This is a genomic window from Vibrio sp. WZ-1, assembly GCF_052037695.1.
GTDB lineage: Bacteria > Pseudomonadota > Gammaproteobacteria > Enterobacterales > Vibrionaceae > Vibrio.
This window is the reverse complement of record NZ_JBQEQR010000080.1, coordinates 279414-294250: the sequence shown is the minus strand read 5'-3', so window position 1 is coordinate 294250 and position 14837 is coordinate 279414. Positions and strand designations below refer to the sequence as shown.

General features: G+C 44.5%; 11 protein-coding genes. 9 read left to right on the top strand and 2 right to left on the bottom strand.

All coding sequences use genetic code 11. The features are described from left to right. Positions 1-2: 2 nt before the first annotated feature. Genes ACTS60_RS17895 through ACTS60_RS17860 form a run of 8 tightly spaced genes read left to right on the top strand, consistent with a single transcriptional unit; the run spans position 3 to position 10615 of the window. Positions 3-698 carry a substrate-binding periplasmic protein gene (locus ACTS60_RS17895; RefSeq protein WP_440889349.1) on the top strand — a complete coding sequence of 232 codons (696 nt, stop codon included), beginning with the start codon at positions 3-5 and terminating at the stop codon, positions 696-698. A 33-nt stretch (positions 699-731) separates the two neighbouring features. Next, the gene (locus ACTS60_RS17890; protein WP_440889348.1) at positions 732-1679 is read left to right on the top strand and encodes a type VI secretion system-associated FHA domain protein; all 948 of its coding nucleotides are present in this window, start codon (positions 732-734) and stop codon (positions 1677-1679) included. Further along, positions 1679-2146: a type VI secretion system lipoprotein TssJ gene (gene tssJ, locus ACTS60_RS17885; protein ID WP_143692229.1), complete on the top strand. Its 468-nt coding sequence runs from the start codon at positions 1679-1681 to the stop codon at positions 2144-2146. The genes ACTS60_RS17890 and tssJ overlap by 1 nt, the downstream gene beginning before the upstream one ends. Positions 2147-2148: 2 nt before the next feature. Continuing rightward, a complete protein-coding gene (gene tssK / locus ACTS60_RS17880) occupies positions 2149-3465 on the top strand; it encodes a type VI secretion system baseplate subunit TssK (RefSeq protein ID WP_440889347.1) in 1317 nt (438 codons plus the stop codon). 7 nt (positions 3466-3472) lie between these two features. Then, positions 3473-4615: a type IVB secretion system protein IcmH/DotU gene (icmH, locus tag ACTS60_RS17875; protein WP_440889346.1), complete on the top strand. Its 1143-nt coding sequence runs from the start codon at positions 3473-3475 to the stop codon at positions 4613-4615. A gap of 1 nt (position 4616) precedes the next feature. Beyond that, entirely contained in the window at positions 4617-8069 is a 3453-nt protein-coding gene (gene tssM / locus ACTS60_RS17870; protein WP_440889345.1) for a type VI secretion system membrane subunit TssM, read from the top strand. Positions 8070-8077: 8 nt separating this feature from the next. Next, positions 8078-8710 carry a protein kinase domain-containing protein gene (locus ACTS60_RS17865; protein WP_274005823.1) on the top strand — a complete coding sequence of 211 codons (633 nt, stop codon included), beginning with the start codon at positions 8078-8080 and terminating at the stop codon, positions 8708-8710. Positions 8711-8725: 15 nt separating this feature from the next. Then, a complete protein-coding gene (locus ACTS60_RS17860; protein ID WP_440889344.1) occupies positions 8726-10615 on the top strand; it encodes a hypothetical protein in 1890 nt (629 codons plus the stop codon). Positions 10616-10681: 66 nt separating this feature from the next. Here the strand turns inward: ACTS60_RS17860 and ACTS60_RS17855 are convergent, their stop codons facing one another. Further along, positions 10682-11647: a GlxA family transcriptional regulator gene (locus tag ACTS60_RS17855; protein WP_440889343.1), complete on the bottom strand. Its 966-nt coding sequence runs from the start codon at positions 11645-11647 to the stop codon at positions 10682-10684. Between the two features lie 412 nt (positions 11648-12059). Next, entirely contained in the window at positions 12060-13367 is a 1308-nt protein-coding gene (locus tag ACTS60_RS17850) for a hemolysin family protein (RefSeq protein WP_440889372.1), read from the bottom strand. Between the two features lie 182 nt (positions 13368-13549). Between ACTS60_RS17850 and ACTS60_RS17845 the strand changes: the two genes are divergently transcribed. Next, entirely contained in the window at positions 13550-14785 is a 1236-nt protein-coding gene (locus ACTS60_RS17845; RefSeq protein ID WP_440889342.1) for a DEAD/DEAH box helicase, read from the top strand. The last annotated feature ends 52 nt before the right edge of the window (positions 14786-14837 follow it).

Sequence of the window (14837 nt, the reverse complement as noted above, 5' to 3'; positions counted from 1 at the left end):
CCATGATTCGTGTCGTTTTCATTGCCGTTATGTTGACCGTGCTTAGCCAACCTGCTTTGGCCTATCAGCGCCCTGAGCGATTACTACTCGCAACCCAAGAATGGTTTCCTTATCAGTACCAAGAAAACGGGGAAATGAAAGGGCCGGGGATAGAACGAGTGAAGTGTGTCATGAGAGTGATGGACCAGCCGTATCAGCTCACGATGACTAAGTGGGATAGAGCCCAGCTCATGACAGAGGTTGGCTCACAACATGGTTTCTTCCTTGCGTCTCGTAACAGTAAGCGTGATGAGTATGCCGATTATTCTGCGCCACTTGATCAACAGAATTGGAGTTGGTTCTCGCTCTCTGATTCAACAGAGTTAGACAACGCTATGTTCAAATCTCAGGTCGAAGTTGCGGCACTATTTGGCTCAAATAAATGGTTTTGGCTACAGAAAAACGGTTACCGCGTGAGTAAAAAACCAAGGACGCCAAAAGCCCTAATTGAGTTAATGCTGAACGGGGAAGTCGGAGCGGTATTGGGCAATGACGCTGTCATTGACGAGACGATAAAAAAAATGGGTATCAGTTATCGAGCGATTTCTCGAACACGGGTCAAATCGAATCCATTGGGGGTGTATTTCTCCAAAGCATTTACTAAGAAATACCCCAACTTTCTTAATGAATTTAACGACGCGGTTTCTCAGTGTCGTTAACTCCAAATATTGAATTTATTGAAGGTCAGTCAAATGCCTCTATCGATTAGAATTATTAGCTCTCCAGATGGTGAAAGCATCGCCCAATGGAATCAAGCATTTCCAGAAGATGGTGGAGATATCGGGCGTGCGTTTGGCGCGACGCTACAACTTAATGACGCAAGTCGTGAGATTTCAAGTACCCATGCGACGATTCGTAAGACCTCGCGTGGATACCAAATCATGGACAACAGCACCAATGGCCTTTACATCAATGGCTCTGATGCGCCTTTAGGCAATGGTAACCAATCGACATTAAGTGATGGTGATGTTCTTGATATTGGCCGTTACCGATTGCTGGTTTCTTGTTTCTTCCCTGAATCAGCGAAAGCGCAAACCCAGCAGCATCACACAGATAGCTCTCGACTAGGTGATGATCCGTTTAGTACAGAATCAACTCCTTTTATTCAAAGCATTCCTGAAGTAGATGAAGCGCCAGAGTTCACTATCTCGACGACAGATGTAGTGGGGGATGACCCATTTGCTAATGATGCCTCAGTTAAGCAGGAGCAAGCGCCTCACTTTAATCTTGATTTTCAGACGGATGAGGATGACCCGCTGAAAGACAGTGATTTTCGTGTGTCATTTTCAAACCATGAAGTGATGGCGCCCCCCTCTTTCGCTCAAGAAGAGTCACCAGTTAACCAATCTCAGTTTGTTATCACTGAGTTTAAGAAGCATGAGCAGCGCTTACAGGAATACACGGACAAAGCATTAGAAATGGCATTGGCAAGGTTGTTGTCTGACATTTCTCCGAATGCGATGGAGTCGATGTTTGATGATTTGTCGGGTAGCGGCTTTTGGTCTCGTAAACCGAAGTACTGGGATATGTACAAACGCTATTTCAACCGACAAGTGGAGAATCGCGATTGGCAAATTAAGTTTCAAGCGTACTTCAGAGATGCAATGCGTATGCAAAAAAACTTCGAAGGGGATCAGTAATGGTACGTCGTTTATGCCTAATGTGTATCGCCCTTATGATGTCAGGGTGCAGTTTATGGAGCGATGAGCTGGTTGAGCCAAAACTGGTCGTTGATATTAAAGCTGCGACCAATATTAACCCTAATGTTGAAGGTAAGCCTTCTCCGGTAGAGCTCCGAATCTATCAATTGACGAATAATAATGCGTTTGAACTCTCTGATTTTATTCAAATTTATAATGATGACCAAGGCGTATTGAAGGCCGAGTTGGCCGTTTCTCGTCAGTTACCAAGCATTTTGCCGGGTGAAACTCGTCAGGAAATTATCCCACTTGGTAATGGCGTTAAGTACATCGGTGTGATTGCGGGTTTTGCTGATTACAGAGAGGCGAAGAACAAGGTGATTTATAAGCCGCTAATTGTGAATTCAGCGGTTATCAGTATTGAAATTGATGGCATTAATCTGTCTGTGTCAGGGGAAGAAGAATAATAATGGATAATAATAAAGTCGTGTGGAGTGAGGGGATGTTCCTTTCCCCTCAGCACTTTCAACAGCAAGAGCGCTATGTTGAACATTTTACTCGCGAGTTCGCCGGACAAATTAGCCCTAATGCTTATGGATTGACCTCGCTAGAGCTTGACCGCTCGATGTTGCACATTGGTAAGGTTTCGGTGCGTCGTGCTAAAGGTATTTTCCCTGATGGAACGCCATTTGAAATTGGGCAAGCACTCGTGCTCGATGTGCCGAAAAATACCAGTCATAAGAAAGTGTATCTGGCCCTTCCGGTTTCAAGACCGGGCACTATTGATGTTGGAGAAGATGCGCGTCTTAGACACTCTTCACAAGAGCACCCTGTTTACGATACCAGCCGAGAGCACAGTGACCCGGTTCAGTTAGAGTTAGCAACATTGAACATTCAGTTGCGTTTAGAAGGTGATGAGCTAAAAGATTTTGTGTTGATATCCGTTGCTGAAATCAGTGAACACAAGTCTGAAGGTGTTGTTGTGTTGAACCAAGCATTCGTTCCCCAATGCTTGCAGTTTGCCGTATCTAGCTACCTAACCGATAACGTTGCTGATCTATTTGCACAAGTACAATACCGTTCCCGAGCGATACATACTCGTTTACAAGCGGAGTCTAGCAGTAAAAGCTATCAGTCGTTGATGCGTGACTACTTGTGGCTGCAAGTACTGGGTGCTTGGATGCCAAAGCTTGAACAATGGAGCCTAGATGGCTCGTTGCTGACACGTCACCTCTATTTAGAGTGCGTTTCGATGGCGGGGCAGATGCAGGGTTTAGAAGGGAAGATGCCAAAGTCTTTCCCTGCATGGAATCAAGATGCGCTATACAGCATTTTCTCGATCGTGTTTTCTGAGTTATTGGTGTTACTGCGTGAGGTTCAGATAGATAACGTATCAACATTGAACTGGGACAAACAGCTGTTTGTGAGCCGTCGCTTGCTACGCACACTGGTCGATGATCGCAGCCTATACAATCAAGGGCGCTTTGTGTTGGCCGTTTCCTCGTCTATCGGTGCTACTCAACTTAGTGAAGAGTTTCCTCGTGCTGCGAAGCTAGCAGGGAACAGTGATATTGCCGGTTTAGTACGTAATGCACTTTCAGGTGTTCCTTTGCGCCATCTTCCTTATGCACCTTCTGAGCTGAAGTCTTTGAATGACGCTGCTTACTTCGAAATCGATACTAAGTCTGAATTGTGGCAAGCGCTGATCAAACGTGATGAGGCGATCGCGCTTCATATTGATGAAAGAATTGATGATATCCACGTCGATTTTCATGTGATCAGGTAGGTAACGGATGGGCGGATTATTTAACGAAGAACCGACGGTTCAAATTCGACGAGTGACATCGACCGAATCACCTCAAAAGCAGCATCAGTTGCCACCCAAAGCGGACACTTCGGGTACAGAGCGATTGATTGAGAATCTTGCCATTTATGGTAGCCCTTTAATGAATGCGGCAACGGAACTGTTGGGTATTTTAGTGACGATTAAGCGTCAAGGTGCACCGAGAGACATCAACCGTTTTCGTCAAAAACTTTTGTACGCCATTGATGCGTTTCGTTTACGTGGTCTGCACTTGGATTACCACCCAAGCGTGATTGAAAAAAGCTGTTTTGTGTTGTGCGCGGCATTTGATGAAGCTGTGCTGTACACCGCTTGGGGAGAGCGTGCCCGTTGGGAAAATCATTCGTTGTTGAGCAAGGTGTTTTCACAGCGCGATGGCGGAGAGGCCTTTTTTGTGTTGCTAGATAAGGCCAGCCAGCAGCCGAATAAACTTGTTGATTTTATTGAGCTTCAGTACGTGCTTTTAGCTTTGGGTTTCAAAGGGCGTTTTCGCCATGAAGACGAGAGCCAATTGCATGATATTACCGCTCGTGCGTACGGTCTCATTCGCCACTATCGCAGTGAAAGTCCTTTTCCGGTACCGCAAACACCAACGCTAATCGAAGGTAAACGCCCGTGGCTAATGATCAGTATGGGCAAAACGTTAGGCTTGGCTTGTTTGGTTCTGGCATCCGGGTATGGCTTTACTGAATATTGGTACAACAGCCGCGTGCAGCCGTTGTTGGCACAGTTTAGCGCGATCGATATGTCAGACGTTAACCTGAAGAAAAACAGCAGTGACTTAGTGTACTTAAGTACCGATGCGGATTTGGGGCGACAGAGTGAAAGCCTAGAGGAAGAAACGGGAATGAAAGGAAAAGTGGTCACTCAGCAATGGGAGATCATTCTCGCGGTATTTTCTCGGGCGAGCGACGCACTTCGTTTATCGACAGAACTCAAGCAAGCAGGCTATGAGTCTTTTACTCGTGAGACGGAACATGGTGTTGAGCTTTATCTTCACGCAGGTGACGACTTAAACACCATTCGTAAGTTGAAAAATGAACTCAATGTTCGCTTTGGTTTGAACGCCACGATTAAAAGAGCGCTGAAATAAGATGTTTAAAAAGATATTTTCTATTTTCTTGGTGATTACTGCCATTTTAGGGACGCTCGCATTTTGGATAACGGCATCAGAAGAGCAACCAGTCTGGATAAAGTGGGGAATGCTCGCTGTCACCGTCATTATTGTCTTCTTTACATGTGTTTGGTGGTGGAAACAGCGCAAGCTTAATCAAACAGAGAAAGAAGAGCATGATCAACACGTACTGCTTAAACAAGACACACGCGTGATCCAGCAGCTGTTTCGTATCGCAACGAAAAAGATACAAGGACAAGCTCGTAACAAGCTAGAAAGTCTTTACAGTCTGCCTTGGTACCTAGTTCTAGGTGGTGAAAAAGACGCGAAAAGTGCCATATTGCTGCAGAATGGTTTTGAGCCAGTTAACGAGCGCTACTTGGATGAAAGTGATACGGAACAGTACCTACGCTTTTGGAGCAACGATAACGCAGTCGTTGTGGAAGTCGGCCATCGTATATTTGACAACGACGGTATTGACGAGTCGCTTTGGCAAGTACTGGCGAAGCAACTACTCAAATACCGTCCGAGGCAAGGACTGAACGGCATTGTGACGGTTATTGGGTGTGATCGCCTAATGACAGGAGACAAGAAAGAACGCACTAGGCTCTCTGGCATCTATCAGGAGGCAGTGCTGTCGATGGGCGCAGAGCTTAGCTTAAACTTGCCTGTTTATGCCGCTTTCTCTAAAGCTGACTCGATAGCAGACTTCACTGGTTTCTTTGAGAGCTTTACAGCATGTGATTCAGAAAATCCTTTTGGTATTACCTTTGAGTGCGATGTTTCACGCCGTTATGACAAACAGCAATTTGAGGCGGAAAGCCACGCGTTGATTCAATCCATTGCGGGGCAGCAGTTTGAGTTACTGAGAAACGTCAGCAGTGACAAGTCAGGCTCTATAATCGCTTGGCCTTATCAGCTAAGAATTTTCTTAGAGCGCGTCAACGAGTTTTTGAGCGACATTGGTCGCGAGAACCGTGTCCGAGAAGCCGTATGGATCCGCGGCGCTTATTTAATGTCATCCGGACAAAAAGGCATTGAGCATGATCTACTAACGCAGGTTGTGGCCGAACGTGCTGAGTTCAACGCTAATAATCAAGTTGAACAGCAGCCAAATCGTCGTGGTTTCTTTACTCAACGTTTGTTCAATAAGGTCATCTTGCCGGAGAAGAATATCGTCGGTGTTAATGAATGGCGTCATGCGGGTTATCTTGTATTTCGAACCGCTGTTCTAGTCTCCGTGGTTGGGCTGATTTCTATTGCAGGTCTGAAGTTACAAGAAAACTGGAATGTTGATGAAGATTGGCGCACAACGGCTCTATCTCAAATTCGTTTTTATCAAAACGATGTTCAAAAGCTGAGCAATGACAATTCGATGTCGGAGGTTGTGGCGGTATTAAGAGAACTCGGCGACGTGGTTGCTGAGGGCGTTCAACCTAAACCGTGGCATGAGAAAGTCAGTATTAAGCAAACAGATACGGCCGAGAGCGTTTACTCTGCTTATGAAAAACAGTTGCACCAGATAATGCTGCCAAAGCTAGAAGAGCTGATCAGCAGCGAGCTGTATGTTTATGTGAACCTTGGTAACCCAAGCCGAATCTTTGAGATTTTGCGTTACTACCAGATGTTGTTTGACCGAGAGCAACTGAACTTTGCGGAACTACAAACTTACTTGCTGGATAACTTGAAAGACCAAGGTGAGCTTTCTCCAGACGAGCTTTACTCTTTTTCTCTTTTAATCGAAGACTTGTTTAAAAGTCATTACGACAAGCAGCTACAACCGAACCTAGACCTGATAGCTGTTGCAACGAACAACCTTGAAGGCTTGTCACCAGAGCGACTGATTTATGCGCGTATTAAAGAGATGCCAGAGTACCGTACTCAAGTGGATCTCCGAAGCCAGCTCGGTGAGAAGTTCAATAGCTTGTTTGAGTTTACTAATGATTTCCATGGCTATCTGATCCCAGAAATCTTTACTAAGCAGGGCTATAGCCAAATTGATTTGACGGCAAAGTCGCCTCTGCTTAGAAGCTTGATGAGCGAGTTTAAAGCGATTCAAGGTGATATGTCTGGCGCATCAGTCATTGAGCTTAGAGAACTGAGCAAACAGGTTCAACGTCTGTATTTTGCCGATTACATCTACTACTGGAAAGACTTGGTCAACAACATTCAAATCAAGCAGTTTGGCGATGCTTCAGGGCTCAGCTATGCACTAAGGAACACACGTTCTCCGGCTACGAGTCCACTACTTGATGTATTGGATGCAGTTGTGGTGAACACAACATTGGCTGTCGCAGATCAACCAGATACGAAAGGACAAAAGCGTGCAGCCGGTCAACTAGGATTGAAGAAAGCGAAAAAGGTGTTGAACAAAGCCGACAAGGTGAACCGAGCAGTTGGCGATAACCTGTTGAGGCTGCAACCTTCATTCGTCGTAAATGAAGCATTTTTGCCTTTCTCTCGGTTTGTGAATGGGAATGGTAAAGACAAGGATACACCACTGGAGCAGTTGATCGTTCAAGTTGATGAAGTTAACTCGTTTTTCGATGCCGCATTGTCTAGTTCAAACCCCGGAAAATCATTCCATGCTTATGCCATCGCCCATGCGCAAGGTAGTAGCGACCCTATCGTGAACTTCCGTCAAGCTGGCAGCAAGGCTCCAAACATCGTCGCGTCTTGGACGAAGAGTCTCAGTGAACAAGTTTGGAAGCAAGTGGTGAATGGCAGCGTAGTGTATCTAAATACACAGTGGGATGAGCAAGTTTACCAGTTTTATGTGTCTGCCATTGAAGGGCGATTCCCATTTGATCAACATGGCCGTGGAGAAGTGAGCTTAGATGACTTTTCTCAATTCTTTAAACCAAGTGGCCGTGTGGCTCGCTACATAGAAGAAACCTTGAAGCCGTTTGTTTACTGGGATAACGGCAGGCTCAAGCTAAACGAAGTTGACGGCCTAGCGCTACCAATAAACTCAAACACTCGTAAGCAACTTGAATTAGTTCAAAAACTGAGTGGCATTTTCTTCGGTTCTTCAGGAGATGATCTTGGGTTAAGGCTTGAAGTAAAAGCGAGCTCAATGAGTACTGACGTGACGGAATTCCGCCTACGAGAGGCTGAAACGATTTACGACTACAAACATGGTCCAAGAGTGTGGCGCGAGATAACTTGGCCAACCGCAGGAGTGGATGGCTATTTGAGTGCAGAATTCTACAGCGGTCAGAATCGAGTCGCACAACAATCATTTACCGGTCAGTGGGCGTTGTTGCGCGCTATTTTTGCGAATAAGAGCAGTGCGACATCGAGCCGCTTGATTCGTAAGCTCAACTACAAAATTAACCAAAACAACATCGTATTGGATTACACGTTGCGTGATTCCAAACAACCATTGGATAAATCTTTATTTGTTCAATTCTCGTTGCCTAAGCAGCTTTAAGGTTGTCGATGTTGAAAGCAGTGATTGAATCGCAGGAACGAGTGCGTTGCCAAGTTTTGGCGACGTACTCCCGTGTACACGAAATCAGTAACGACTTGACCCACTACACTAAGCATTTTGATTCTGCAGAGAGCCTGCAAAGAGAGTGGGTTGCTTTGCAAGAGTGTCAGGGCGCTCAAATACAAAAAGTAGTGGGTGTCGACTGGAGCAAATTGCAGCTAACGCTGGAGTTTGATCAAAGTGCGATACCGCTGATTGAGTTTGAGCCTAAGGATCTAGCGTTATTTGCTTCGCTTTTGCCTAGTGTGGTTCAGGCGATCAAACACTGTCATAGCAAGGGGTGGGTACATGGCGATATCAAGCCATCTAACCTGCTTTATGTACCTCAATTACAACATATTCGATTGATCGATTTCGGTGCCAGTTGTCGGACTGGATCTTCTCGGGAAGCACTCTCCGATTGGCAAGCAACGCCTATGTTTGCTTCGCCAAATCAAAAGAGTGGGGAAGGTCTGGTAGAAACGGGGGACGACTGGTTTTCACTGATTCAAATCATCGATCAGGTCATGTCATATGCGCATGACTACTCAATAAACTCAACGCTTATCCAGTGGCGAAAAGCCCTGAGCCTTGAGATTTAGATAGAAGGAAAGCTAATGAATAAAAAACAGCTTGCTGCAGCCAATCTTGATTTCGATGTGTCATCAATCAAAGGGACGGATGGAAAATTAATCCCTAACTTAGGATGCGCGATAGAAATTGAGCAATGGTTGAAAAAACTGTCTCTCGCATGCGGGAGAAGGCACTCTAACAGAGCCTTACCTTATTTAGAAAAAGCGATAGATGTTATCTATTCTGAGGTTGAGGCGGAATTGTATCGCCAGTCAGGAAACAATAGTAGCGCCTACGAAGCTAGCGCAGTTACTAAGCATCCTGTATGGCAGTTTTTTGTAGAACGAGTGACGAAAAAGTTTGGTAGTGTCGTTAAGGTGATTCAACCACACCGTTCACCAACGGAATCTGTCCGTTCGAAATTGATTAACCGTACTTTCTTCCAAATGCTGCATAACAAGCATGAAGTTTTGAAGCGTTCTCATAGCAGTATCTTAGCATCCGGTGAGCTTGGCCAAGCCAAGGTAGAAATTCTGGATGCGCAAGTTAATGCTTTACGAGATGCCTACTTTAATCATGCCAAATGTAATGCTGAACTTTGGCCTGCTATCAATGATCTGTTCCAAAAAGGAAATACCCGCTCTGCTGAGGGCAAAGTAAACCTTGAGGACAGTTCACTGACATTTGAAGCCTCACAAGCACTATTTGCCGAAGCAAAAGTCGAGTTTGAAAAAACTTGGGACTTCGGAAAAATGAAAAACCAAATCAAAGCATCCGCTGAAATTGGTGCCCGTGAGAGCAGCAAGTTTAGTGCGAGCGCTAAAATCAATAAAGGCGCATTGGGTGGCATTGGGCATAGCCGAGAGCTTTTTAGTGGAAACAAAGAGAAAAGTACTAAATCTGAATTTGAGGTTAATAAGAAAACAGGAAATGCTACTGTTAGTATTGATGATTCGGTAGTAACAACTCAAATTATACCGGGTATCGATTTAGAAATTGATGCGATGCTCGCTGCCGAAATGGGAATGAAGTTAACAGTCTCTCATGAACTTTCTGTGGCTGATTTTATGTCACTAAAGAACGAGGGGGAGCTGTTTGTCGGTGCGACAGCAAAAGTTCAATTCACCGGTGCAATAAACAGTGCCAACGTGGGTACTGAAAATGAAGTTATCAAAACAAAGCTTGGTGCAAGTGCCTTTGTTGGTGCTAAGGCTAGTGGAACAAGTACCTTTACCCTGAAAGCTCGTGGTATGAATATGTTGTCTGGTAGTGTGACTGGTTCTGCATCAGTTGGCTTGGGCGCATCTGCTGCTTTGGAAGCCATTGTTAAAGGTTCTGGAGACTTCACATTTAAAGCGGGTGCAAGTGCAACAGTTGTGGCAGGTACTGGCCTAGAGTTTGGAACTATGGTTAACCCGATGCTACTCAAAGTGCTGCTGTGGGATTCGTTTGGTAAGCACCTCCGTTCGAAGCAGACTAAACGCAGAACGGGCATTAAATACAACAGAAACGTTAACCAGGTGGCAGTGAGCCGTTGTGAAGAGAGCATCATGTCGTCGTTGAACATGATAGAAGCGGACTACCGAGTCTTAGCGGAAGAGATCTGGCGTATTCCAACCTTCACAAACATGTCTACTAAGGATGAAGTGACCACGATGCATGATCGTATCGCTAGTCCTGATAGAAATGTTATGGATAAGTACCTAGAAACGCTTGGCGTCAATGATGCTATCAACATGAGCCCTGAGGACATTACTCAAGCCGCTGTGGATATTGATAATCAAGCGCGCTTTAATCAATCGCAAAACATGCTTATGAAGCAGGCGAAGAAAGCGGCTTCGAAGAGGGGAACTAAGTCACTCTCTGGCGGGCTGGCGTTAGCAGGAATGAATGTTATGAATCCAACGATGGGATTACTAGCCGTCAAACCTTAATAACTAAGCTAAACAACTAAGAATGGCGGGATGTCCCGCCATTCTTGATATTGCTATAAGTCAAACTTAATGTTGATACCTTTTGCGATATTCTAGCGGAGTCATATCCACAAACTTCTTAAACAACTCTCTAAAGTAACGCACATCTTCATATCCAACGACTCTAGAAATTTCCTCGACAGTTTGTTTGGTCGTTTCTAATTTATCTTTCGCTGCTGAAAGACGAATCTGTTGAATATACTGTATCGGTGTCTGTCCCGTTGCCAGTTTAAATCTGCGTTTCATTTGTCTTTCGCTCAAATGAATACGTTCACTTAACTCAAATACAGAAAACTGTAAGCTATGATGATTATGCATCCAGTCCTGCAACTGATGAATAAGAGCATCACTGTGCTGACGATATGGGAGAAATTTTGCCAATGATTGTTGCTGCACTTTATCGGTATTGCCAAAAATATGCTGCTGGCATCTATCACGTACAGATAAACCAAATAATTGCTCCACGACGAGCATCATGACGTCATTGTAGCCGTTTGTACATGAAGTACAGTAATAATTCCCGTCGCAGGTAACTCTTCTCTCAACACGCAGTTTGGTATCGGGATACATATCTCGAAATAGATTGGCATAACGCCAGTGTGTTGTCACATTCCGCTTAGAAAGTAAATTAGCTTTAGCTAACGCAAATGTTCCTGTACTAATGGAAATAATAGGGATATCGGTATCTGAATAATTCTCTAGCCATTGAAGAGTTTTATCTGAGCAGGCAGTTAACTCTCTATCTGGTTCTCCCAAAGATCCTATCAGTAATATATCCGTTCTTTCAATGCTCTCAATTTTTACTGTTGGAGTGAGTGTTATTCCTCCATGTGCAACAACAGGATTATTGTCCTGGGTTACGATATTAATTTCAGGGGGAGCGGCCCCTGCAAGGTAGGCTGCTGTAGTTAACACTTCAATTGGCCCAGTAATTGAAGTGGCCGGCCCCCCGGAAAATGCAAGCGCAGTTAAGGTTATGGTCGTTTGTTCCATAAAACGCCTTAGTACAATGATAGCTATCGTTAAGGCTCTGCGACCATTTATTAAATTCCTTTTGGAACGATATCTATTCTTATGGTTATTTTTTTAAATTAAATAAGGTCCATCTTTATTTTAGTTAATTCTTATTTAGCCAGAAGTGGCCATCTTTATAGACCGTTATTATATTTGTAAAATTTCGTATTGCTACTAATAATTTTTTATGAGTGTTTGAACTGGGTGAAATGATTATTAGTAGATAAGAAGGAGAAGTAGATAATTACTGACGGACAAATAGCAAAGCGAGAAAGGAAAATGTTTTTGATGCCCAGTTGGATAATAACGGAATGGTGATTATGAGATCGAATTATTTTCTAGATGCTACGATCTCATAATATCTACTATTAATAGCGATGAGCTCTTAAGCTTATTCTCTTACTTTTGTCACTTTGACCTGCACAATTCGATTGCTCTTTACATGTAGAATTTCAAATCGCCAGTACTGATATATTACGATTTCTCTTTGAGTGGGTACTCGGCCAATTAACCAAGTTAGGAAGCCATTTAAGGTTTGGAAACCCTCGGTTTCTTCTCCCTCAATATTGTTGAGTTCAAGTTTGTATTTCAGCTCATTTAATGGAATCAGTGCATCCATTAGCCAACTGCCATCTTTTTGCTTTTTAGCCCAGATTTGTTGTGGTGCCATACCTAATTCACCAGCGATAGATTTGAGCAAATCGTAGTGTGTGACTAGACCTTGTACATCGCCATATTCATCAACAATGAACACCATTTCGGTACTGGTTTGTTGCATGTAATTGAGTAATGGTAAGCCTTTCATGGACTCCGGTACAAAGCGTGGGCGTTTAAGCAGTTTTGCAAGGTGGGAGATCGAAAGTTCGTCGTATTCGTCCAGTAATGCCTTGGAAGAAATAGTACCAATGATGTTATCCAAACCGCCTTTACATACTGGCCATACTGAGTGTTGGGTTTGACGTAAGTGTTTGAGAATTGAGTCAAGCGGTAAATCGAGATCAAGAGAGTGAATATCGCAGCGAGGCGTCATTAGCGAAAGCGCTAAGCGGTCATTTAGGTGCAATAAATTACGAATCATCAATTGTTCTTGCGGCTCAATTGCTCCGCTCTCTGATCCTTCACTCACTACGGCAAAAATATCTTCTTCAGTGACCACTTCACCATTGTTGTTTTGGCGCATAAGTTTGAGCAGAGCATCAGTTGAGACAGTTAATAACATCACGAATGGCGTGGTCAGTTTGGCTAACCAGTGGATTGGGTAGGCGACGATGACGGCAATACGCTCGGCATTGTTTTGTGCAAAACGCTTTGGTACAAGTTCACCTATCACAATGGCAAAGTAAGTAATGACCACAACGACAATTGCGGTTGCTAGTACAGTGGCTATTTCGCGCTCTAAACCTTGTGTGACGAGCCAGTGTTCAAATGGAACGGAGAGGGTCGCTTCACCAAAAATACCGCTGAGGATACCGATTACAGTAATGCCGATTTGAATCGTAGACAGAAATTGAGTGGGGTTGTTTTTCAGTTGCAAGGCTAGACGTGCTGAAGCACTGTGTTCGGCAAACTTTTTCAGTCGGCCACTTTTGGCGGTGACTAACGCAATCTCGGACATGGCAAAGACGCCATTGAGTGCGATTAATCCTACCAGAAATAAGATGTCCATAAAGTCTTCCAGTAATGTACACGTTTTCAGCATAACTAGGTTTAAAACGTAGAAACGTGAGGTGGTGAATAAATCATCACGCTGTAACAATTGAATACCTTATTAATAGGATAGAATTTGTTTGTCGAGCCTGCTTGTGTAGTCGTGTGATTGATTCTGTTACTTAGTTAGGATTCTGATACACTACGCGCCCATTTCTTCGTTGAGACGTTTCTATGCCATTTTCTAAGCTTGGTTTAAGCACTCCTATCACAGATGCTGTGAAGGCGCTGGGTTATGAAAAACCGACCTCTATCCAACAAAAAGCGATTCCAATTGTTCTGCGTGGTAGCAACCTGATTGCTGCAGCACAAACAGGTACGGGTAAAACCGCCAGCTTTGTATTACCAATCTTAGAAAAACTGAGCCAAGGTGAAACACAACGTAAAAAACGCGCACGAGCGGTCATCCTAACACCGACCCGTGAGCTTGCGATGCAGGTTCACCAAAGTATTGAAGCATATGGCAAGAACCTGTCACTGCGCTCCATGGCGATGTTTGGTGGTGTTGATTACGCACCGCAAAAACAAGCGCTGATCGAAGGTGTCGACATCGTAGTGAGCACGCCGGGGCGTCTGATTGACCTGTACGGCCAACGTGCGATCCATTTTGATGAAGTGGAAATGTTGGTTCTGGACGAAGCCGACAAAATGTTGGATATGGGTTTCATCGATTCTATCGATAAGATCGTCGATTGCATGCCAGAAGACATTCAAAGCTTGTTGTTCTCTGCGACACTATCTAACCCTGTACGTGATTTGGCAAAGAACGCGATTGTTGACCCTGAAGAAATCTCGATTGCGAAGCACAGTGCATCAAAATCAAACATCAAGCAGTGGATCACCACGGTTGATAAAGACATGAAGTCTTCACTGTTGAGCCACATGCTGAACGAGAACGACTGGTCGCAAGTATTGGTATTCATTGAAACCAAACACGGCGCAGCGAAGCTAGTTACTCAGTTAGAGAAGCGCGGCATCGTGGCAGAAGCATTCCACAGCGGCCGTAATCAACGCGTGCGCCAAGAGCTGATTGAGAAGTTTAAAGCGGGTGAAATCCAATATCTGGTTGCCACGGGTGTTGCGGCGCGTGGTATCGATATCGACAACTTGCCAGTGGTGATCAACTACGATCTACCTTTCCCTGCAGACGAATACGTACACCGCATTGGTCGTACTGGTCGTGCTGGCGCACAGGGTGAAGCGATTTCATTGGTATCGAAAGATGACTTCAAAAATCTATGCATGATTGAAAGCCGCCTTGGACACCTATTAGAGCGTGTAGAAATTGAAGGTTTTGCACCAAGAAAGCCAGTGCCGATTTCAATCTTGAACTACGTGCCGAAGAACAAGCGTAAACCGCAAGATCAGCGTCCTCGTCGCGATAATGGTGAAAAGCGCGATGCTAAATAACGTTTAACCGTTCCTTTTTACATGATAAGCCGCACCTCGATGCGGCTTATTT